This is a genomic window from Hyphomicrobiales bacterium (genome assembly GCA_039989895.1).
Taxonomy (GTDB): Bacteria; Pseudomonadota; Alphaproteobacteria; order Rhizobiales; family JACESI01; genus JACESI01.
Map to the genome: position 1 here is coordinate 712,583 of JBDXGY010000006.1, position 22,696 is coordinate 735,278.

The following is a 22,696-nucleotide window of genomic DNA, read 5'->3' on the forward strand; positions in this document are numbered from 1 at the left end:
TGATTAGAAAGGCTCAGTTTTATTTTATTGGGTGTGTCCAACCTTAGTGCCTCACATGAACGGCGGACTTCCATAAAAACCGTTCTGATTTCACTTTCGGATCAAAGCTATTGCGCCCATGGAGAGTTTTGTCATCTTTCCAGATGACACAATCACCTGGTCTTAACGTTACTGCAACGAGAGAATCTTGCACCTTTTGACTGTTAAGTAGGAATTGGTGAAACTCTTCGCGCAGTTCCTTTAAATCGTCATCTATATCTTTAGCGACGCAATAATAGTTCCAGTGAAGTGTTGGATCCTGTGTGTCACCTTCAATGATTTTAGAGACGCGTGTGTCTCCTGATCGTGAATGTGGAATTATATTTCCGCGAAGACGTGCGAGAAGCTCAGGAGCATCACTCTCAAGCGCATCAATCAAAACTTTTGAGTCTAGAAAAACAGTTTCCCCGCCATTATTGGCGCTCGACTGGCAATATATGATTGCGGCATCTGGGAAATCTGGAATGTATGAACCATCTGTATGAAGAGGTTGCGGGTTCGAAGAATGCCTATAGGCATCTGGGATGTTAGGATCGTAACGGATTTCCATCCATCTCAGGCCTGTTCTTTGATTGTCACGGTCGCCCACGGTTGCATCTTCGCCGATATCAACGGGATCGCCTAGTGTTTCAAGGACTTCATCATAAAAAGCCCGCAATTCATCAGTGTCACCTTGATGAGGACGCTTGACATGAATTACTTTTTTATCCAACCAATCTTGACGAATAGCTTCCGCAACCGCGTTGGCATTAACAGTAGAATCAAAAACGATTTTTTTGAACATCATCTCACCTTTAAGAATTAATCTGTCGAATTGAATCGATCCTTTTATTCAACTCAAAGTTTAAATTACTACATAACACCGCTTTGTGACAATAGATTGTTCTTATACATAAAAACCCATTCTGGAGTTTTGATTAACAGGCAGATGAATTCACGCCGAATCTTCTACAATCCAGTCGCACCATTGCTCCACTAAATCTGATCGGTTGAACTGTTTGGCAGCAAGCAGCGACGCGTTTTCTCCCATTCGTTTAAGGGCAGTGCGGTTATCAGCCGCTTCTTCCAGCGCATCGGCAAATGCTTTTTCATCAAGGGGAGGAACTGCAAACCCACATTCGTTCTCACTGACCAAATCAGCAATCCAACCTGGATAATTATTGAGCACAGGCAGCCCTGCGGCGATGTAGTCAAAAAACTTGTTAGGGGAGGTGCCGTAATAAAACGCAGGTACATTGGCAAGTGACTGAATGCCTATATCAGTATCTGCCATCAAACCGGATAGTTTTGCCTTGGAAACCGGCTCATGAAAAATAACATTATCCAGCCCGTCTCTTTGCGCTTGTTCCTTCAAAGAATCTGTAAGTTTGCCTCGCCCAATCAATACAATCTTGATGTCTTTGCGAGAGCGTTTTTTTAATTCTTTCGCGCCCTCAAGCACATTATCCAATCCGTTAGCCAGTCCGTGCGTTCCCGCAAAAACAGCCATTAGGTCGTCTCTGGACACGCCAGCAGGGCGCCATGGTTTTTCAGTTGTTTCTTTAAATATATCCAGATCACAGCCATTAGGTACCATTGCAATTTTCTCTGGCCTAACACCACACCGCTCAATACCTTTCGCAATCCCTGGCGAAAGAGCAACACAACGATGAGCTGAGCGATATGATGTCCATTCCAATACACCCATCATCCATAAGATCAGGGGATTGGTTATAACGCCCATTTCACGCGGCAACTCAGGCCATAAATCACGGACTTCAAAAACAAAAGGCTTGCGTCTAATCCATCGGGCAACAATTCCAGGAATGCCGGCTGTAAGGGGCGTTGTTGTTGCAAAAGCCAGATCATAAGGCTCACGCAGGGCTAGAATTATGCTTCGAAGTGAGAATTTCAAGAAAGTGAGTGTGCGGCGAATAAAGCCATCTGAATTTGCATAGGCGAGATCAAATTCAATAACTTTGATGCCGTCAACCATGCCTTCACGTTTGCCATTTTTGAAAGCGCCTTCAAGGCCGGTGACGCCACCTGCATATTTTCCGCATACCATTGTTACCTGATGGCCTTTTCGCAGTAACCCTTGAGCCATTTGGTACGACCTGATGCCAACAGCACCGCGCGGGGTACTAAAATGCTGATGAAAATAGATTACATGCATTAGTTAAAACCGGATTGTTGTTGTGATCTGAGCAAGGCTTGATTTTTCATTATTGCTAAGGGTGACAGTCAATACAGGAAGAATTGACTGTTGCATATAATATAAGGATTCACGGCCTTCTAAAATTTCAATGTTTTTTATAGCGACCGTTGACTTGATGACTATTGAACGCACCCCATCACTGAGTGTATCACCATCAAGCTTCCATGCCCCCGGTGCAAGGCGCCATCGTAAAACCGCCTTATCTTTAAAGCCGCTAATTTCGTCTATGCAGACAAGTTTATCGTGTTCAAGCTGCAATACCCGCGAATGATTTTCACCACTTGGACCTTGATAGGATGCACCGGCAGTTACCCTGTTTTCATTCTCACTAATTTTGTTAATGCTCTTGGTTTTCACCCAGTTCCCAAAAAGAAAGCGGCCAAGTCGGGGCATTTGATCTTTGTCATCAAATTCGATGGTATTGTGTGCCTTAGTGCCATTGAAATAGACAAGATCTTCGTGTGATGAATTATAGCTGTATGTGCCAGCGTCACGCAGTAAGTTTTCACCATTCACAAAGAGATCACAGTGCAAGATGTCCGCTTGGCTTGGTCTGAAGCGGAAGCGAGGATAGCGCAAATATGCAACGGCGTTTCCCTGACGTAAAATGTGATAACCACCGTCATCATACGTCATGCTTTGCAACGGCTGAGCTTTTTTGGATGGCATATCCACGCCGAGCCACAACAATTGCTGGTTATTAAGACCGTCATCATCAAAAGCACATGCATCCAAAAATAAGGCACAAGCCAGTTGTATGCTGGGCCTGAAATCTCGGTAGCTGCTATCTGTCAGGGCGAGTATTTGAGAGCCGTCATTTGCGCCAATATTAGGCACCAAACCGTTCTCAACCTGAGCCATCTGCTGCAGCCATTGTGTTGATTTGCCGAGACGCTCAAAGAAGCTGCGCGAGAATTCTGTAAGCTTTAGTTTTTGTCTCCACACTTCAACAAAGCAGTATGTATCCAACATCATGCGGTGGTAGTTGACAGAATATTGGCTGAAAGAACCGTCAGGTTCGATCAATGTTTGTGCGCGATTTTCAAGCCATTTCCGTCCAATTTTCAGCCATTGATTACCCGCTTCTATATTGTTCTTGGCAAGCCAACTACCGCCGATAAAAAGTGCCGCCGCTTCTGATGTGCCATGATTGTTTGCCTGCCCAATCGCATACCCAATGGTTGGAGCAATGCGCATTAGATGTAACTCGACAACTGAAAGCAATGTTGGGCTTGTCTCTTCTACTTGGCCAATAATGCATGCCGCCAGTGCCAAATGAACCACACGGATTGAGGCCTCTTGACCGCATTTCCAGTTAGCCCCCTTATAGGGAGGATTTTTCTCAAGCCAGTTCTCAAGCCAGATATTTGCCCGCTCTAATTCGCCCGCATCTCCCAATGCAGCGCGCTGGGCCATAGCAATCAACCAGTCAAAACGAGACGCCTCCCATATACCTTTAATATCACCAACATTCGGGTCAAAATCAGAAATATTCCACCAGTCTTGGGATGCGCTTTGCGATGCGCCCACGACCAATGCATTTGCATGCCATTGGGGGAGTTCAGGGTAGGGAGTTATATCCTGCCCGAATATACGAGCACTGTTTTGGTGCCAGCTATTACGAGCGACACACCCTTTTGGCGCTGTGGTTTGAACGGGCTTAAAAAGTCGGCCAGATGGAATTGGTGCTGATATTGCTTGAACCCGATGAAATCCAGATTTCAAACCCAGCCGGTAGATTCCCACCCTTGCAAGATTGCTTGGTCCAAGCCTTAAAAGTGTGCGAAACTTATCCATCAAGGTTATTCTTGCTCTCTCAATTGCTCCGCAACTTGAAGTGTTATCTCGGCAACCTCAAACAATTCTTCCGCTGGTATAGGCGAGGGATTGCCATTTCTCAAGCTCTCGACAAAAGCAGCGGCGCATTCAAATTGTCCTTTATTTTGTCGAAACGCATTTTGTGACTTAAAGCCTTTCCAGCCGAAACCGCGCAGTTTCAAAAAATTGTCCAATTGCAATGTTTGCCCAGCTGCAAAAACTTCAATTCGCTCTTTAGGAAAAGTGGAGCCGCCATTAGCTAGATAGTGGATGGTTCCGAATGAACCGTCCTCAAAACCTAAAATGATCGCCGCCTTGTCTTCACGAATTGGCACTGTGTCGTGGTTGCCCATGCAACGCGCTTGAGCTGAGATAATTTTCGATCCAGCAAGAAAGCGCATCAAATCGATATAGTGACATGCTTCACCGATAATCCTGCCACCACCAATGGCATCATCCTGTGTCCAGTGATCAGCAGGAATAGAACCCGCATTCATTACCATCATAAATGATTTTGGCTCGTGAACATTGTCAATCAATCGCTTGATGGTTTGAACTTGTGGGGCAAATCGACGATTATAACCGACCATGAGTTGTGACTTGCTTTCGGTATAAGCCTGTTTGACCTCTTCCAGTTCTTCATGGGTCAACGCCAATGGTTTTTCCACGAAAACATGCTTGCCAGCACTCAATGCTTTCGCCGTCAGACTGGCATGAGAGTTGTGTCTTGTTGCGATAGCAATGGTATTGATATCGTCATTGGCAATCATTGCATCTGTATCGGATGTCGCATTGTGAAATCCGTTTTTAGTGCCGTGCAACGTGCTGCTGGCACTGCCGGATGAAGCAATCGTGTGCAGGTCGGCCCCAGCCTTTTTGAATGCTGGTATCAAGATGCGTGACGCATAGTTTCCAGCGCCTGCAAATCCAACCACCGGTGAACCTGTTTCAACTGATTGCCGCGGTCCCAACACAAGATCACTGATATGTCGTTCTGCAACGGGGTGAGGGTATTCAAGATAAATGCCCAGAGCTGATGTATCATCAGTTAGTAGGGTGTAGGCATCAACAGCCTTTTCAAACAAGAAGCGATGCGTCAGCAGATCATCAGTTTTTAATTGCCCACTCGCCATGAGGTCCAAAATCGCCTCAAAATTGCGTTGTTCAGTCCAGCGGACGAAAGCAAGCGGATAATCTTTGCCTTGGTCTTCATATGCCTTGTCGTAGCGTCCAGGCCCGTAAGAGCAGGAAACCTGAAAGCTTAGCTCTTTTTCGTAAAAATCAGCGCGGTTTAATTCAAGCCCAACGACGCCAACAAGAATAATACGCCCCCGTTTGCGGCACATTTGGGCTGCTTGGGTAACGGGTTCATTTGATTTTGTGGAAGCTGTTATGATCACGCCATCCACGCCCGCACCACCGCTAAAAGCCATGCCAGCGGCAACCGGATCTTCACCTTTGCCGGGATTGCATATGGAGGCACCAAAACTACGGGCAAGCTCAAGCTTTGCATCATCATAATCAATTGCAAGGACCTTGCAGCCCTGCGCGCGCAATATTTGCACGCTCAACAAGCCAATAAGTCCGACGCCTGTTACGACAAAGCATTCACCCAACGTAGGCTCAGCAAGTCTTATACCTTGAAGGCCAATAGCAGCCACAACTGTGAAGCTGGCTGTTTCGTCAGAAACGGCATCTGGAATTTTGGCACATAGATTTTGAGGAACCCGCACGACATCAGCATGAGGACCGTTTGATACAACCCGGTCACCAGTTTCGAAACCTACGATATTTTTGCCGATTTCGCTCACAACACCAACATTGCAATAACCAAGTGGGATGGGTGCACCCAATTTAGAACGAACCGCGTCAACCGTTGTCAAAACACCTTCGGTCTTTGCCTTTGTTATAACCTGTTTCACTTTTTCCGGCTGCTGCCTTGCTTTACTCACAAGACCCGCCTTACCAAAGCCAACAAGCATGCGCTCTGTACCGGTGGAAATGAGTGACCCAGTTGTGTCGATCAGCACTGTGTCAGATGTAACAACAGGCGAGGGCGCCTCAACAAGCTCTGACTTGCCATTGGAGAGGTTTTGGAAAACTTGTTTCACGCGTTATAATCCTGCATTGGAAAGTTTCATATTTAATTTTGTGCCTTTGTAGCTGTCATAATACTGTTTGTCATCAGCGCGTATGGGGCATTTAGGTGAATTGATATAGCAAAGATTATTCGCACAGCGTGAGCTGTAATGGTAAGAAGTCGGAATGGATTATCAATAAAGTTGAAGCTGCAATCGGCTCTTTCCCGATTAACTAATCTGGGAAAACTGAAAAAGACGTTATAATTTGTTGTTATGGACTGGCATTCCAAGCTGAGACTGATAGAGCCTAATATGTCCAAGTTACCAGACGAACTAGTAAATATGACCTAGTTTAAATGAATACAGGAGTTGCTGACCTTGATGTTTATGTAATACGTGTAACGCACAAGAAAATTGAAACTGTATAAGCTTGGATTGATCCTATTTGGGATCTCGTAGGGATTAAAGATAAGGCCATTGAATGACACATTTGGAAAAATTTGTTGCAAGTATTACTGACCGCTCTGCAAAGATCGGCATATTTGGCCTTGGTTATGTAGGCATTCCACTTGCCAAGAGGATATCCGAAATTGAATTTCCCGTACTGGGCTTTGATATATTGGAAGAGCGCGTAGCCGATTTGAATTCTGGCATTAGCCCAATAAAACACATTCTCCCCGAAGACATCATGGCAATGAAAGGTTTTGGGTTCGAGGCGAGTACAGATTTTTCACGCAGCGCAGAATGTGATGCATTAATTATCTGTGTTCCAACGCCGTTGAACCAGTTTCGTGAACCGGATCTGAGCTTTGTTAAAAACACCATGAAGATGATTTCACCCTATTTACGTCCAGGCCAGTTTTTGTCATTAGAAAGCACTACTTGGCCCGGAACAACAGCTGAAATCCTTTTGCCCTTTGTTGAACAGGCAGGCCTTGTTGTGGGGGAAGATTTTTTCCTCGCCTATTCGCCAGAACGTGAAGATCCAGGCAATCCTAACTTTAATACGAAAACTATTCCCAAGGTAATTGGTGGACATACACCCAACTGTCTTGCAGCTGGGAACGCTCTGTATGGCTCGTTCATTGATCATATCGTGCCGGTTAGTTCTACGCAGGTCGCGGAAATGGTGAAGCTTCTAGAAAACATCCATCGGTCCGTAAATATTGGCTTAGTCAATGAGATGAAAATCGTTTGCGACGAAATGGGTCTAGATATTTTCGAGATTATTGATGCTGCCAAAAGCAAACCATTTGGTTTCACTGCATATTATCCAGGCCCTGGTATTGGTGGGCACTGCATTCCAATTGATCCATTCTATCTTACATGGAAAGCCAAGGAATTTGGCTTGAATACGCGTTTCATTGAACTGGCAGGCGAAGTCAACGCAGCCATGCCGCAATATGTGGTTGATAAGATTATCCATGCCCTTAATCAGGCGGGTAAGTCGCTCAAAAATTCAAAAATCCTAATCCTTGGAATCGCCTATAAACGTGATATCGATGACATGCGAGAAAGTCCGTCAGTTTTTGTAATGGAACTATTGAGAAACTGGGGTGCTGAATTATCTTATAGCGATCCACATGTTGCGGTGTTCCCAAAAATGCGGGAACATAATTTTAATCTAAAATCAGTTCAGCTTACTCCTGAAAGTATAGCAGATTTTGATGCTGTTATTCTGCTTACAGACCATAGTGATTTTGATTATGAAATGATCTTACGAAATGCCCAAATCTTGATTGACACCCGAGGCAAGTATCCTAATCAAGCAAACGACAATGTTTGGCGCGCTTAACGAAAGAAATATTAAGATGACAAAAAAATATGCTTTGATAGGTGCTGCTGGATATATTGCACCAAGACACTTGAAAGCTATTCGAGAAACAGATGGCAATCTTATTGTTGCTTATGATGTGAATGACAGCGTAGGAATCTTAGATAGTCATTTTCCAAAGGCAGCATTTTTTACAGAATTCGAACGCTTTGAAGCCTATCTGGCTGATGAAAGCCATGCAGGACGCGGCGTGGATTATGTTTCGATCTGTTCACCCAACTATTTGCACAAGTCACATATGAGTTCGGCGTTGCGGAACAAAACAGATGCGATTTGTGAAAAGCCTCTTGTGCTAAACCCAAGTGATCTTGATGATTTGGCTAAACTGGAGAAACAAACTGGAAATCGAGTTTATTCAATCTTGCAGCTTCGACTACAATCCTCAATTATTGCCCTAAAACAAAAAATTGAGAACGGTGATCCAGATAAGGTGTACGATGTCGATTTGGGTTATTTCACCTCCCGTGGTTCGTGGTATCATGCTTCATGGAAAGGTGCCGAAGACAAATCTGGCGGTATCGTCGCAAATATTGGTGTACATCTTTTCGACATGCTGGGGTATGTTTTCGGTGATGTTCGTGAAAGTGTTATGCATTTCAGAACGGCTGATACAGCTGCGGGATACCTTGAATTTGACAAGGCGCGCGTCCGTTGGGTTTTATCCATAAATCGTGAACATCTCCCGCCACAAACGCCAGAAGGACAAACGACCTATAGATCCGTCACCGTTGATGGTGAAGAGTTAGAATTTTCGCATGGTTTCACCGATCTTCACACAATCAGTTATCAAAACATACTAGGTGGTTCGGGCTACCGACTTGATGTAGTCCGCCCATCTATAGAGCTTGTTAGTTCTCTGCGCACCCAAGCTTTGCAACCTGGCCACAGTGAAAGACATCCCGATTTTGCAACGCTTTAATTCGGCATAAATGATGACAATAACCCGCATTATAAAAACCAATATAGATGAAAGCGCATTTATCCATGAAAGCGCATATGTGGATGAACCTGTAGAAATAGGTGCCAATACCAAGCTTTGGCATTTTGTGCATATCCTTCGTGATACCCGAATAGGAAACAATTGCGTTCTTGGGCAAAATGTTATGGCAGGGCCAGAAGTAGTCATTGGCAACGGCTGCAAAATTCAAAACAACGTTGCGCTTTACAAAGGAATAACGCTTGGAGATGATGTTTTTTGTGGCCCCTCATGCGTTTTTACAAATGTAACTACTCCACGTGCTGGCGTGAACCGCAAGGACAGCTTCTCGGAAACTTCTGTTGGTGATGGCGTAACTATTGGAGCAAACTCTACTATTGTTTGTGGCAACAAACTCGGCGAATACTGTATGGTGGCAGCAGGTGCTGTTGTGACAAAAGATGTTCCAGCTCATGCTCTCGTTGCTGGTGTGCCTGCAGTTCGTATTGGATGGGTTAGCAAGAATGGCGATCGTATGAATGAAGATTTGGTTTGCCCTGCAACAGGCGAGGCTTACGAAGACGATGGAGCTAACGGTTTGCGGTTAGTCAAGGGATAACTCAATGAAATTTATTGATCTCGCCGCCCAACAAAATCGCATAAAAAGTAAGCTTGATGTCCGCATTCAAGATGTTCTTGCACATGGAGCCTATATAATGGGGCCGGAGGTTGCTGAGTTTGAAAATAAACTGGGTAGCTTTTGTGGTGCAAAACATACTTTAACTTGCGCCAATGGAACTGATGCCCTGCAACTCGCAATGATGGCACTGGAGATTGGAGCTGATGATGCAGTTTTTGTTCCATCCTTCACTTTTGCAGCAAGTGCGGAGGTCGTGCCCGGACAAAATGCAACACCTGTATTTGTCGATGTTAATCCCGAAACCTTCAACATTGATGCTGAGAGCCTGAAGCGGGCAATCCTCCATGCCAGAGAGATCGGGCTTAACCCTAAAGCTGTTGTATGCGTTGACCTGTTCGGATTAGCTGCAGACTTTAGCACGATTGGTAAAATAGCTCAGGATGAAGGGTTATATATCATTGATGATGCCGCGCAGGGGTTCGGTGCATTATTCGATAATAGGATGACTGGGACACTTGCCGACATCACAACCACGTCCTTTTTTCCAGCAAAGCCATTGGGTTGTTACGGCGATGGTGGTGCCATCTTTACGGATAATGAAATTTACGCCGAGCGCATTGATAGTTTGCGAATTCACGGCAAGGGCACTGAAAAATACGATAATGCTCGCATTGGCATGAATTCTCGACTGGACACCTTACAAGCCGCTATACTGCTGGAGAAACTGGCTGTTTACGAGGACGAAATCGAGAAACGCCAAGTAGTTGCTGACCGCTATACGCAAGGTTTGAAAAGCATTGTAAAAACACCGCATGTTCCAGAAAACTGCCGATCAATCTGGGCACAATACACAGTAAGCTTGGAAACGAATAAAGCACGTGAAGCTTTGCGAGCCTGTCTCAGCGAGCATAATATCCCAAGCGTTGTGTATTATCCCAAACCCCTGCATCTACAGCCGGCTTATGCAGAATTTCCGCGTGATCCAAATGGATTGCAGGTATCAGAACATCTTAGTAAAACGGTATTGTCGCTGCCGATGCATCCTTACTTAACTGAGGGTGAGCAAGATTTTGTTGTAGAGGCAATAAAGAACTATTTTTACGAGAGGCACCAGTCATTGTAACTGGCTTAAAAACATGGAAAAAAAGTTACATACATTCCTGTTTCTTGTAATTTATTATATTGCACTTCATTTCGCTTATACGCATTTCATGCTGGAGGCTTGGGGACAAGATTTTCTAGAGACCTCATGGGGGCATGGTGCTAAAAACGAATTTGCTTTCGAAATTTCTGCACTTTTATTTGCGATAGGGGCATTTATAACCGCTGGGCTTGGTAAACGGCCAAGCGATTATATGCATTTATTCTTTTTCATCACACCCATTATGCCAATGTGCGTCATCGCGAGTTATAAACAGGTGGGTGTAGATTACCTCGCTTGGGTAATGGTCTGTTTTTCTATATCTTTGTATGTATCAAAATTAAAAATCACTGCGCTCACGATAAGATTACAATATGGGATTATCTCCCAATCAAATTATATCTATCTTTGTATTTTCATTGGGTTGTTAATTTTATTATTAACAATAGCGAGAGGCGGATTGAGTTTTTTAAATTTTGATTTTTCCTCTGTCTACGAATTCAGACGTGATGCCAGCTCAACTCGCGGTTCAATATTAAATTACCTGCTTTTGAATTATATCGGTATTATTTTAAGTTTTGGCTTCGCGCTATCAATTTATTTGAAAAAGTACCCGTTAATAATAATTTTGATTGCTATTAATATTCTGATATTCGGCCTGACCTCTAATAAGTCATTCCTATTTGTAGGCGCGTTTACATTGGGTTTGTATTACATTTTAGGTTTACGTAGCCCAAAAAAGATACTGATTTTATTATTTTGCGGCATCTCTTCAGGTCTAACGCTTCTGTATATTTATGATCCCGAATTACTCGAATTACCCACGCTCTTTGTGCGGCGATACTTGTTCGTGCCGGCCTATGCAAATTTCTTGTACTGGGAGTTTTTCACAACAAACCCTTATGCCTATTGGTCAGACTCTACAGTGGGGCTGGGAATTGTTCAATCTCCATATGGCGTCTCAACACCCAGAGTTATCGGAAGCTACTTCAGTGGTATCGATGTGTCGGCCAGAGCTGTTCAGTTTCATAATGCAAACACTGGTTGGCTCGGTTCTGGTTATGGCAATGCTGGTGTTATTGGCATGCTGATATATGCTGTGCTTTCAGGTGTTGTTACAAACTATGTAAATTATTTGAGTTATGTAACCTCCCCACGCGTCGCTACTGCAGGAGTTGGCTTTTATTTCTTCAGTGTATTTTTCACCTCGACAGATCTTCCTGCCGCATTATTGAGCTACGGTTTCTTTTCATTGGTGTTTATTATCATGATATGGCGCCAACCCGGCCAGCCCATAAGTTTAAGGAGCCAGAGGCGTCCGCAAAGGCAGCGTAATGCCATTTCTTGAAAACTTACTTGGCGGATCAAAGAGATTTCGGGCGAATTTTATAAAGACCGCATCATCAAACGCAATTTCTCAAGTTATAGGTATTGTTTCGCTACCTATATTATCAAGGCTTTACGCTCCAGAAGCTTTTGGCATGTTGACCACGTTCATGCTTTTCCAAAGCATTATGCTCAGCTTTTTGAGCCTTCGAATAGAATGGGTCATTCCAAATTCTAAGATGGAAAGGCGGGTAAAGGAATTAATAATCCTTGGCCTTATGGTCGCAGCATTGATTTTGCTGATACTTGTATTTTTGTTTTTTCTTTTGAAAAATTACACCGTTCTGGTTTTCGACACGCACATCGGCAACCTGGAATTAACACTACTTCTTTTCGGTGTAATTTCGGGGGTTTTTCAGCTTCTGGGTCAGGCTTGGTATGTTTTCACGGGTGATTTGTCTCGCGTTGCCAAAGCAAAGCTCACACAGGCTCTTGTTACACTGGTTTTAAGTTTAGCTTTCGGGATGCTCATCCCGGTCTCTACCGCGCTAATTTTTGCTTATGTGTCCGGCTTTGCATTAGCAGCCATTGTTCTTTTTTCAGGCAAAAGGGCGCCCAAGCTTAAAAAGCCTTTTACAGTTTTTCGAAAAGCCAGCCTACTTTTGTTTTTTTATAGGGGCCAACTCCTATCATCAACAGCACTTAGCATCGTCAATATATCGATGACCATGAGTATCACAGGTCTTCTGATATTATTCTACAGTGCAAAAATTATTGGTTGGTATGGTTTGGTATTCCGAGTTGCAACAGCACCAATTGGATTGATCACTGCAGCTCTTGTGCAGAGTTTTTGGGCAGATGCAGCGACAATGGCAAAATCCGACCCCAAAAGTTTGCGACACTTTTATATATCTACAATTAAACGATTAGCAATTTTAGCAATTCCAATGGGGATGCTATTTTTAATGGGCCCTTTTTATATTCCTTATATATTTGGGCCAGAAGAATGGAGTGGTGCAGGTTTGCTTTTGATGGCTGTAACCCCTTATCTTGTAGGTATGATCGTTTTCAGTCCAACAACTCATCTAATCGTTTACAACAAAGCACATTGGCAATTGCTTTGTGACTTCGGCACATTTATTTTTGTAATAATTGCGTTTATATCAGTTGCAAAATTGGGACACGAAGCATGGGTTGCTGTACTCGCTGCAAGCAGCGTCCTTTTACTTGGATATGTCGCAAGGTTTTTTGTTCATCTGAAAGCTAATCATCAACAAATCAACAAGCTTTGATCTATTTTTTGGAACAATAATTCGATGAACAACCTACTAACTAACCTGCGTTATATCTTAGCTAGAGCTTTAAAAAAGGCACAAATAAGCGCAATAAAGTCCAGCAATATAGATCCCACATCAAAGATTGAAGCAGGGTCACAAGTTTCAAATTTAAAGATGGGACGCCACTCTTACTGTGGATATAACTGCACACTGATTAATGTAGACATAGGTAGTTTCTGCTCAATTGCCGATCAAGTCTATATCGGAGGAGCAGGTCACCCGTCTCACTTTGTGTCTACAAGCCCGGCATTTTTAAAGCATAAAGGAAACCCCAAGAAAACATACTCGCTGCATAGTTATTCTCACCAACCACAAACCTATATAGGGCACGATGTCTGGATAGGACATGGGGCAAAAATAAAAGCTGGCATTAAGATTGGTGATGGTGCCATTGTCGGTATGGGCAGCATTGTTACTTCAGATGTCCAGCCCTACAGCATAGTTGCTGGAAATCCAGCGAGGCTAATTCGCGCCAGATTTGATACTGCGATTGTCAACGCACTCTTGGAATCTCAATGGTGGAATTATGATGATGTAACTTTGACCGAAGCTGCTTCTTTGTTTACCGACCCCACCGATTTTCTAAAAAGTAAGGGCTTAATATGATAATCGCACATGTATGTTTATCATGCTTTTATATCGATGACCGTAGTTATCAAGAAAATGAGTTGGTCAAGCAGCATATCAAAGATGGCCATGAGGTTATTGTTATCGCCTCGACGCATAATCACGATGAAAACGGCAAGACAGTTTATGTAGAGCCCGCCGATTACATTGGTGCGGAAGGGGCGCGAATAATACGGCTTCCATACAGGTTTGCCTTTTTATCTCATTTCATCGCGTCAAAATTACGCATCCACAAAGGTGTTTATGATCTTCTCGTAAGGTTGAAGCCAGATGCTATTTTATTTCATGGCACGACGGGTTGGGAGATGCTGAATATTGCCAGATACAAAAGAGAATTTCCAAAAGTCATTACGTATATAGATGCGCATGAATATTGGGGGAACTCTGCAAAAGGATTTGTCTCACGCGAAATACTGCACAGACGCTACTATGGGCCGATCTTAAGAAAATCACATCAGGCGTTTTCAAAGATATTATGCATATCGACTGAGGTCATGGACTTCGTAAATGAGGTATATGGCATTCCCAAAGGAAAATTAGAATTTTATCCGTTAGGCGGCAGGCCAATACCGCCTGATGAGTACAAAAAATTACGCGAAACTTCTAGGCAAGCGCTAAAGATTGAAAGACAACAAATCTTGTTTGTTCAATCAGGCAAAATAACTCGAAAGAAAAAACTGATTGAGAGTTTGACAGCATTTTCCAAAGTGACCAATCCTGACTTTAGATTATGCATTATTGGAGTTTTGGACGATACGATTGAGGCTGAAGTAATGGCTCTTATCAACGCTGATAAGAGAGTGCAATTTCTCGGTTGGAAATCCGCTGATGAAATGAATGCAATATTGGCCGCAGCAGACATCTATCTACAACCTGGAACCCAATCTGTAACGATGCAAAATAGCCTATGTGCTCACTGCGCAGTGATCCTAGACGATGTGAAAGCACATACCAAATACATAAAAGAAAACGGTTGGCTCATTAGTGAGGCTCAATCCCTGGAAAATATATTGAAAGAAGTCTCAACCAAAAGAGATGAGCTAGAACGGATGCAGCAAAACTCTTACGCCATTGCCGAGGCAATTCTGGACTATAAAAAATTGGCAAAACGAGTGTTGAGTTGATCCTTCACTCCGCAGGCATTGGCACGAATGGATAGTCAAACTGGCCCCTTAAATTCCAACAATATCGACCATCGATCCACTCCAGTTCTCGACAACTTTAAATTCCTTGTGTGCGACAAGCATGACGTGAATATCGGCTTCTAAAATTCCGGCATCCAACTGGACCAATTTAATCTTGTCCAAGTCTTTAGGTAGCTTCGCAATATTAGGTTCTACCGCGAGGACCCGCCCAGAGTGCCGTTCTCTCAATTGTTTCGCAATACTCAGGGCAGGGCTTTCTCTCAGATCATCAATGTCAGCCTTAAAGGCTAATCCATAACAGCAAATGGTAACGTCTTTTGCTGTTTTGTCAGGATTGGCAATCAGGAAAGAACCAATAGCGACCTCAACTTTTTCTATCACCCATTCCGGCTTCGCATCATTTACCTCGCGCGCCGTACGAATAATCTTTGCCAGATTTGGCGTTCTGCTGACGATGAACCAAGGATCAACGGCAATACAGTGACCACCCACGCCTGGGCCAGGTTGTAGAACATTAACTCTTGGGTGTCGGTTGGTTAGTGCAATTAACTCCCAAACATTGATGTCCAGTTCGTCGCAAATTAATGAAAGTTCGTTGGCAAAAGCTATATTCACATCTCGAAAACTGTTTTCTGTCAGTTTGGCCATTTCAGCTGTACGGGAATTGGTGATTACACATTCGGCTTGCAGAAACGTTTTGTAGAGTTCCACGGCTGCATCTGAACTTTTTTGCGTCATTCCACCGATGACACGATCGTTTTCCAAAAGTTCTCGCATTACGTGCCCAGGCAAAACTCTTTCAGGGCAATAAGCAACAAGTATGTCGCAGTCTTCTCCGTGTGTTTCAGGGAAGGTGAGGTCTGGTCTGGCCTCTGCCAGCCAATTTGCCAGCTTCTCTGTGGCGCCAACAGGTGAGGTGGATTCCAAAACAACAAGATTGCCTTGCTCTAAAACTGGCGCGATCGTCAATGCTGCCTGTTTAATATAGCTTAAATCAGGCTCATGACCTGTCCCCTTAAACGGGGTGGGGACCGCAATCAGAAATGCTTCTGCAGGCTCCGCTTTATTGGTCGCTTTCAAATATCCCGCCTGCACACAAGAGCGGACCATAATGTCGAGGTCGGGTTCAATAATATGGATCTCTCCACGATTGATGGTGTCGATTGCATGTTGATTGACATCAACACCAATAACCTCGACTTTGCGCGAAGCGAATATAGTTGCTGTAGGAAGACCGATATAGCCTAATCCAATGACGCATATTTTGGAAAAATTCACTGTCAGTCCTTGCTTTTAATCTGGCTTAATCTCTTGATGATGCGCGAACATGCTTTCCCATCTCCATATGGATTATGGGCCATACTCATGGTGTTATACGCGTCTTGGTCATTCAAAAGTATAGAAATTTCTGCTTTGATTTTCTGCACATCGCTGCCCACTAATTTGACAGTTCCAGCATTAACGGCTTCTGGACGTTCTGTTGTATCTCGCATGACAAGTACGGGCTTACCAAGGGAAGGGGCCTCTTCCTGCACGCCACCTGAATCTGTCAATATAATATGCGACCGATCCATCAGATAAACAAAGGGCAAATAATCTTGTGGCTCAATGAGATGGATATTCTTATCACCGCCTAATATTCTATTGACTGGTTCTTGAACATTCGGATTTAGGTGGACGGGATAGAGCACTTCCACGTCGGAGTTTTCCGTACAAATTTCTTTCAAAGCATTACAAATACGCTCAAATCCACCGCCAAAGCTTTCTCGCCGATGTCCTGTTACAAGAATGAGGCGTTTGTCTTTATTCAAAAATTTGAATTTATCGTCCAGTGTGGCCATAAGTGCTGGATGCTCTTTTATACGCGCTTGTATGTGGAGTAGGGCATCAATGACTGTATTGCCTGTGACCTCAATCGATTTTCCATCGATGTTTTCAGCAAGTAGATTGTCACGAGCTAAATCAGTTGGAGCAAAATGACAGGCAGTCAAACTCCCTGTGAGCTTGCGGTTTACTTCTTCTGGCCAAGGCGAATAAATATTCCCAGTTCGCAGTCCAGCCTCAACATGCCCAACAGGTATTTTGGCATAATAAGCAGCAAGGGCGGCAGCAAATGTTGTGGTTGTGTCACCATGCACTAAGACCATATCAGGGTCATAGGCTTCATAAACCGTTCGCATCCCTTCCAATATCCTAGCGGTTATCTGGTGCAGCGTCTGGTTTGGGGTCATGATGTCTAGATCGAAGTCTGGAACAATCTCGAACAGCTCAAGGACTTGATCCAGCATTTGGCGATGCTGCGCTGTAACGCAGACCTTCACATCGAACCGCGAGTCTTCCTTTAGGGCTAATACCAAGGGAGCAATTTTTATAGCTTCAGGCCTTGTTCCGAAAACAAGTAATATCCGTTTTGTTGGAGTCATATAGATAACCTTGATTTGCAACCAAACTAACTATGGGAAGTAATAACGATTGTGTTGCGATGTTTTTGCCACCTTAGCGGGTGGGATAAATAATTAAATCCATTACCTTGTCAATATACACCAAAAGGGAGGTTAGAGCTTTAGGCAAAACAAACAACAAACATTATTCGCATAATATATATTATGGAATAAAAATATATGCTATTATATGGATATCTCTAATTTTAAACCATCATAAGCTGGTTCAAACCCTTGTGGGAGTTCATCTTTTAGCGTTTCGTAGTCTAGGTCAATATGCATGTGCGTCAGGATCGTACGTTTCGCATTCACGCGCTTACCAGCCTCTAATGCCTCTGAGAGCGAGAAATGACTTGGATGCGGCGTATAGCGTAGCGCATCGACGACCCATGTATCGAGACCAGTCAAAACACTGAAGGCTTTCTCATCGAGTTTGTTCACATCACTTGAATAGGCAAAGTTCGCAATGCGAAAGCCAAGCGATGAAATATCACCGTGGGTCTGCTCAAATGGTAAAGCTGTGATAGGACCACCGGGGCCGATAATCGTCACTTCTTTATAAGCTTCAATCAAATGCTCATTGAGAATTGGAGGATAAGAACTTCCCATCGGTGTTTCATAGCAATAACCAAAAGCTTCTTTTAAGCGCGCGGCAGTTATTTTGTCAGCATATGTATCGATCCGCTGTCGCTGTAATATCCAAAATCCCCGCAAATCATCAATGCCATGAATGTGGTCAGCATGGCTGTGGGTATATATAACACCATCAATATGCTGAACATCTTCACGTAGCATTTGGGTGCGCAAATCAGGTGAGGTGTCGATCAAAATGCGTGTTGTGGCCCCCTGCTCGTTTACACGCTCAACCATCAAGGAACACCGTAAGCGTTGATTTTTAATGTTTTTTGGATCACAGGCACCCCAATCATTGCCAATACGAGGCACACCAGGCGAAGAGCCGCATCCAAGAATTGTGAAAATCATGCGATCCATAAAAGCTCGCCTTATATACTGCCGTTGAATGATTCAGGCTTTGGTATCTTGGTGAAAAGTTTAAAGAAATTTTTGGTTGTTTGAGCTGCAATTTCTTCGGTGCTCACACCCTTCACTTCAGCCAAAACTGCTGCCGTATGCGCTGTATATGCGGGCTCGTTACGTTTTCCGCGATAGGGTGTTGGCGCGAGATATGGTGCATCAGTTTCAACAAGCAAGCGGTCCATCGGTACATCAGCTGCGATATCACGAATTTCCTGTGCGTTTTTAAAGGTCAAAATGCCTGAAAAAGAAACATAATGCCCAAGCGCAAGACCGGCTTTTGCTAAGGCTGGCCCAGATGAAAAACAGTGCAAAATTGCTGGGAATAATCCTTTTGTGGATTCCTTCTCTAAAAGCGCAATCATATCCTCATCGGCACTGCGAGCATGAATCACGAGCGGCAATCCCGTCTCACGTGCGACATCAATATGTAGACGCAGACTGTTCGCTTGGTTGATGGGTGTTGCTTTATCATAATAATAATCCAACCCAGCTTCACCAATAGCTACGACTTTATTGTTTGAGCATTTATCTATTATATATTCGTAAGTTATATCAGTTTCTTCATCTGCATTATTAGGATGAGTTCCAACAGAACAGTAGACTTCAGGAAAGCGTTCTGCGACCGCTAGCACACGATCAAACTCTTTAACGCGCGTACAAATGGTTACCATGCGTTGGACGCCGGCAGCCTTTGCGCGCGCAACTATATCGTCCAGTTCATCTTCAAAATCAGGAAAATCGAGATGGCAGTGACTATCTACAAGCATCTCTAGCGCTCCCCCTCTTCCACATAACGCGGAAATACACCCTCAGGCTTATCAATCACGGTGCCAGAAGCGAGGCGCTGGGTTAAATCAGCAAACTGACGCTGGTCATTTGGTATCTTGAGGGTATCAAGCAGCAGATTGGCGGATGTGGGCACGATAGGCTGCGCCAGTATTGCCACTTGCCGCACAACTTCGGCTGTCACATAAAGAACGGTTGCCATGCGTACAGGGTCAGTCTTTTTTAAAGCCCAAGGTTCTTGCCCAGCGAAGTATCGATTGGCCTCTGCCACCACATCCCACACAGCTGCTGTCGAATGATGAATGCCGTAGCCCTTCATGGCAGTGCGACATTTCTCCAGCATCCCATCAGCCATTTCCAACATAGATTCATCTTCAGAACTTAGTGCATCTGGTGCATTAAGTAATCCGTCTAAGTTTTTATAAACCATAGATAAAGACCGCTGAGCAAGATTGCCTATATCATTGGCGAGGTCAGCATTTACCCGATTAACAATTGCCTCATGGCTATAGCTTCCGTCCTGACCAAAAGGTACTTCACGGAGTAAATAATAACGAATTTGGTCAATTCCATAGTGGTTTGCCAAAGCGAATGGGTCGAGCACATTGCCTATAGATTTAGACATTTTCTCGCCCTTGTTGAGGACAAAGCCATGGCCAAAAACTTGTTTGGGTAGATCAATTCCTGCCGACATTAAGAAGGCTGGCCAATAGACTGCATGAAAGCGTGTGATGTCTTTACCGATGATATGAACGTCTGCCGGCCAGTGCTTTTTGAAAGCATCTGTTTGCATGTCAGGAAACCCAAGGCCAGTTAGATAATTCGTCAGCGCATCGACCCATACATACATGACGTGTTTTTCGTCGCCTGGAACCGGAACACCCCAGTCAAATGTGGTGCGAGAAATGGATAGATCGCGCAGGCCTGATTTAACGAAGCTGACAATTTCATTGCGCCGCTCTTTGGGGCATAAAAAGTCAGGTTGCGCGTCATAGAGCGCAAGTAGCTTGTCACCATAGGCTGACAGCTTGAAGAAGTAACTTTCCTCATCTACCCATTCAACTAGCGTCCCCTGCGGTCCATAGCGCTTTTTATCATCGCGCAATTCAGTCTCGGTCTCATCGTAATAAGCTTCATCACGCACAGAGTACCAGCCGGAATAACTGTCTTTGTAGATATCGCCATTTTCCTGCATCTTGAGCCAAATAGCCTGACAAGCAGTTTTATGACTTTCATCAGTGGTCCGGATGAAACTATTTGGCTCACACCCAAGGGCTGGGCTCATATCTTGGAACACGGCTGTATTAGTGTCAGCCAGTTGTCGGGGTGTGATGCCCTGCTCTCTTGCTGTTTGCATCATCTTAATGCCGTGCTCATCACTTCCTGTCTGGAAATAAACATCATAACCATCGAGTCGATAAAAGCGGGCAATTGCATCAGTTGCGATCAGCTCGTAAGCGTGGCCAATGTGAGGTGCACCGTTGGGGTAAACGATGGCTGTGGTAATGTAGAATGTTTTATTGTCAGACATGCGAATATATAATCTTCACTTTATCATGGGAGCATTTTTGATTGAGGTGCTCAATTGAAAGTTAAATGCGAAGGTCGTGAAACAGAGCTAATATAGTCTGTTTTCGGTCGAGATTTAGAGCCTCTTCCTGCTTGATCCGCGCCTGCATCTTGTCCCATACCTCAGTCCAGCTGACAAGCGGCCTTATGTTGTCGAATACTCTTACTTTGTTCGCCACATAATTTTCAATGAACTCAATAAAAAACGCATACTTCTCATCAGCACTGCGGGCGCTGACGCTATCGGCAAATTGATGCAACATAGGAATATCATAAGTGGGTTGTTGGCCAATCAGCGTATTGAAATCATTCAAGAGAGCTTCTGCATCATTGTTAGCAAAATGAAACGCGCGGCGAACGCTACCATTAATGACAGTATGATGCCGCTTTAAGGTGTCAGCCTCAAAGGTTATATCGTGAGAGGCATTCTCTAAGGCTGCAATCAAATTGTCATTGTCCAGTGGTTTCAACGCTAAATGCTGACACCGCGAACGAATGGTAGGTAGCAATCTACCTGGTTGCGATGACAAAAGAAAAAATACTGTTCTTTCAGGAGGTTCTTCCAATATCTTCAAAAGTGCATTAGCTGCATTAGCATTCATATCATTGGCGCTATCAACAATCACGATACGCCAGCCCTTATCACCGGATGACATCCCAAAAAAAGCAACGCTACGTCGCACTTCATCGACGGTCACCTCAGTTTTGAATTTCTTTTTTTTCTCATCAAATGGAATGCGCAAATGTAAAATATTAGGATGTGCGCCACGTGCGATTTGTTTAAATGTCGGATTATCATGCGCACCTGCTTTATTCAGATCATCAACTGTAGGTGAGCCACCCTCCTCATTGGCCTGTGCAAAATATCGAGCCATTCGAAAAGCAAAGGTGGCTTTACCACATCCGCTCGGCCCAGATAGTAGCCATGCATGATGGAGACGACCAGAACATGCAGCCTCCAAAAAACGCGTCTCCGCCTCCTCTTGTCCTTTTAAGACACTGTGCTCATAGGGCTGTTTTAACCCCTCAATTCGATCTGCAATAGGAAGCTCATGCTCAGTTGCACTCATTTTTTGAGCCTTAGCTTGTTTTTGATCTCTTTTGCCATGTGAGAGTTGACAATGGACCAGATTACCTGTGACACGCCCTCTGCCTCCTGATTGGCATCAACGATGACACAGCGGTCTTTCTCGCGCTTGGCTATGGCTAAAAACGCGGCGCGGCGCTTTTTATGAATAGCAAGTGTATCCTTCTCAAAGCGATCGATGTGTTGTGCGTCGTTAGAATCTTTTTTTGAATCCTTAAGGCGCGATTTAACGCGCTCTAAACCAAGTTTGGGATCTATGTCTAAAATGATAGTCAAATCGGGATGGTGTGAACCGACTGCGATTTCTTCCATCAAGGCAAGATAATCAGGTGAGACGCCATCGCCTCCTCCTTGATAGGCTCTTGTTGAATCATAAAATCTGTCACAAAGCACGACGGCATCACGATTGAGCGCGGGCAAGATTGTCTCCCGCATATGATCAAGGCGAGCGGCTGCAAACAGCATGACTTCAGTCTTTGCACCAAATGGCTCTGCGGCACCACTTAACAGCACATAACGCACAGCCTCTGCTCCAGGCGAGCCCCCAGGTTCACGCGTTAAAAGGACTTCGCGCCCTTCTTTTTTCAAACGTTCAGCAAGTCTTTTTATCTGAGTAGACTTACCAGCGCCTTCACCACCTTCAAAAGTTATGAATATTCCTGGCAAATCACCCT

General features: G+C 44.2%; 19 protein-coding genes. 8 read left to right on the forward strand and 11 right to left on the reverse strand.

What is annotated here, in order from left to right; all coding sequences use genetic code 11:
- Positions 1 to 43: 43 nt before the first annotated feature.
- The 4 genes from ABJ081_09915 to ABJ081_09930 form a co-directional block, all read right to left on the reverse strand.
- The gene (locus ABJ081_09915) at positions 44 to 823 is read right to left on the reverse strand and encodes a TauD/TfdA family dioxygenase (protein MEP6356989.1); all 780 of its coding nucleotides are present in this window, start codon (positions 821 to 823) and stop codon (positions 44 to 46) included.
- Positions 824 to 973: 150 nt separating this feature from the next.
- Positions 974 to 2,194 carry a glycosyltransferase family 4 protein gene (locus ABJ081_09920; protein ID MEP6356990.1) on the reverse strand — a complete coding sequence of 407 codons (1,221 nt, stop codon included), beginning with the start codon at positions 2,192 to 2,194 and terminating at the stop codon, positions 974 to 976.
- 3 nt (positions 2,195 to 2,197) lie between these two features.
- The gene (locus ABJ081_09925; protein MEP6356991.1) at positions 2,198 to 4,033 is read right to left on the reverse strand and encodes a heparinase II/III-family protein; all 1,836 of its coding nucleotides are present in this window, start codon (positions 4,031 to 4,033) and stop codon (positions 2,198 to 2,200) included.
- 5 nt (positions 4,034 to 4,038) lie between these two features.
- Entirely contained in the window at positions 4,039 to 6,165 is a 2,127-nt protein-coding gene (locus tag ABJ081_09930) for a bi-domain-containing oxidoreductase (protein MEP6356992.1), read from the reverse strand.
- A gap of 451 nt (positions 6,166 to 6,616) precedes the next feature.
- Between ABJ081_09930 and ABJ081_09935 the strand changes: the two genes are divergently transcribed.
- The 8 genes from ABJ081_09935 to ABJ081_09970 are packed head-to-tail and all read left to right on the forward strand — an operon-like array spanning position 6,617 to position 15,080.
- Positions 6,617 to 7,930, forward strand: a complete 1,314-nt coding sequence (locus ABJ081_09935) for a nucleotide sugar dehydrogenase (GenBank protein ID MEP6356993.1) — start codon at positions 6,617 to 6,619, stop codon at positions 7,928 to 7,930.
- A gap of 16 nt (positions 7,931 to 7,946) precedes the next feature.
- Entirely contained in the window at positions 7,947 to 8,888 is a 942-nt protein-coding gene (locus ABJ081_09940; protein ID MEP6356994.1) for a Gfo/Idh/MocA family oxidoreductase, read from the forward strand.
- Positions 8,889 to 8,898: 10 nt separating this feature from the next.
- Positions 8,899 to 9,504, forward strand: a complete 606-nt coding sequence (locus ABJ081_09945; GenBank protein MEP6356995.1) for an acyltransferase — start codon at positions 8,899 to 8,901, stop codon at positions 9,502 to 9,504.
- 4 nt (positions 9,505 to 9,508) lie between these two features.
- Entirely contained in the window at positions 9,509 to 10,648 is a 1,140-nt protein-coding gene (locus tag ABJ081_09950) for a DegT/DnrJ/EryC1/StrS aminotransferase family protein (GenBank protein MEP6356996.1), read from the forward strand.
- Between the two features lie 13 nt (positions 10,649 to 10,661).
- Complete coding sequence (locus ABJ081_09955) at positions 10,662 to 12,014, forward strand: hypothetical protein (protein MEP6356997.1); 1,353 nt, start codon at positions 10,662 to 10,664, stop codon at positions 12,012 to 12,014.
- Positions 12,001 to 13,284 carry a hypothetical protein gene (locus ABJ081_09960; GenBank protein ID MEP6356998.1) on the forward strand — a complete coding sequence of 428 codons (1,284 nt, stop codon included), beginning with the start codon at positions 12,001 to 12,003 and terminating at the stop codon, positions 13,282 to 13,284. The genes ABJ081_09955 and ABJ081_09960 overlap by 14 nt, the downstream gene beginning before the upstream one ends.
- Positions 13,285 to 13,308: 24 nt before the next feature.
- Positions 13,309 to 13,935 (forward strand): CatB-related O-acetyltransferase, encoded by a 627-nt coding sequence (locus tag ABJ081_09965; protein ID MEP6356999.1) that lies wholly within the window; start codon positions 13,309 to 13,311, stop codon positions 13,933 to 13,935.
- The gene (locus tag ABJ081_09970; GenBank protein ID MEP6357000.1) at positions 13,932 to 15,080 is read left to right on the forward strand and encodes a glycosyltransferase family 4 protein; all 1,149 of its coding nucleotides are present in this window, start codon (positions 13,932 to 13,934) and stop codon (positions 15,078 to 15,080) included. The genes ABJ081_09965 and ABJ081_09970 overlap by 4 nt, the downstream gene beginning before the upstream one ends.
- A gap of 48 nt (positions 15,081 to 15,128) precedes the next feature.
- Here ABJ081_09970 and wecC read toward each other — a convergent pair whose 3' ends face one another.
- From wecC to tmk, 7 genes are all read right to left on the reverse strand, one after another.
- Positions 15,129 to 16,379: a UDP-N-acetyl-D-mannosamine dehydrogenase gene (wecC, locus tag ABJ081_09975; protein MEP6357001.1), complete on the reverse strand. Its 1,251-nt coding sequence runs from the start codon at positions 16,377 to 16,379 to the stop codon at positions 15,129 to 15,131.
- 2 nt (positions 16,380 to 16,381) lie between these two features.
- Positions 16,382 to 17,524: a UDP-N-acetylglucosamine 2-epimerase (non-hydrolyzing) gene (gene wecB, locus ABJ081_09980; GenBank protein ID MEP6357002.1), complete on the reverse strand. Its 1,143-nt coding sequence runs from the start codon at positions 17,522 to 17,524 to the stop codon at positions 16,382 to 16,384.
- 204 nt (positions 17,525 to 17,728) lie between these two features.
- Positions 17,729 to 18,535, reverse strand: a complete 807-nt coding sequence (locus tag ABJ081_09985; GenBank protein MEP6357003.1) for an MBL fold metallo-hydrolase — start codon at positions 18,533 to 18,535, stop codon at positions 17,729 to 17,731.
- 11 nt (positions 18,536 to 18,546) lie between these two features.
- Positions 18,547 to 19,347 (reverse strand): TatD family hydrolase, encoded by an 801-nt coding sequence (locus ABJ081_09990; protein MEP6357004.1) that lies wholly within the window; start codon positions 19,345 to 19,347, stop codon positions 18,547 to 18,549.
- A 2-nt stretch (positions 19,348 to 19,349) separates the two neighbouring features.
- The gene (metG, locus tag ABJ081_09995) at positions 19,350 to 20,897 is read right to left on the reverse strand and encodes a methionine--tRNA ligase (protein MEP6357005.1); all 1,548 of its coding nucleotides are present in this window, start codon (positions 20,895 to 20,897) and stop codon (positions 19,350 to 19,352) included.
- 61 nt (positions 20,898 to 20,958) lie between these two features.
- Positions 20,959 to 22,005 (reverse strand): DNA polymerase III subunit delta', encoded by a 1,047-nt coding sequence (locus tag ABJ081_10000; protein MEP6357006.1) that lies wholly within the window; start codon positions 22,003 to 22,005, stop codon positions 20,959 to 20,961.
- Positions 22,002 to 22,688 (reverse strand): dTMP kinase, encoded by a 687-nt coding sequence (tmk, locus tag ABJ081_10005; GenBank protein MEP6357007.1) that lies wholly within the window; start codon positions 22,686 to 22,688, stop codon positions 22,002 to 22,004. The genes ABJ081_10000 and tmk overlap by 4 nt, the downstream gene beginning before the upstream one ends.
- Positions 22,689 to 22,696 lie beyond the last annotated feature (8 nt).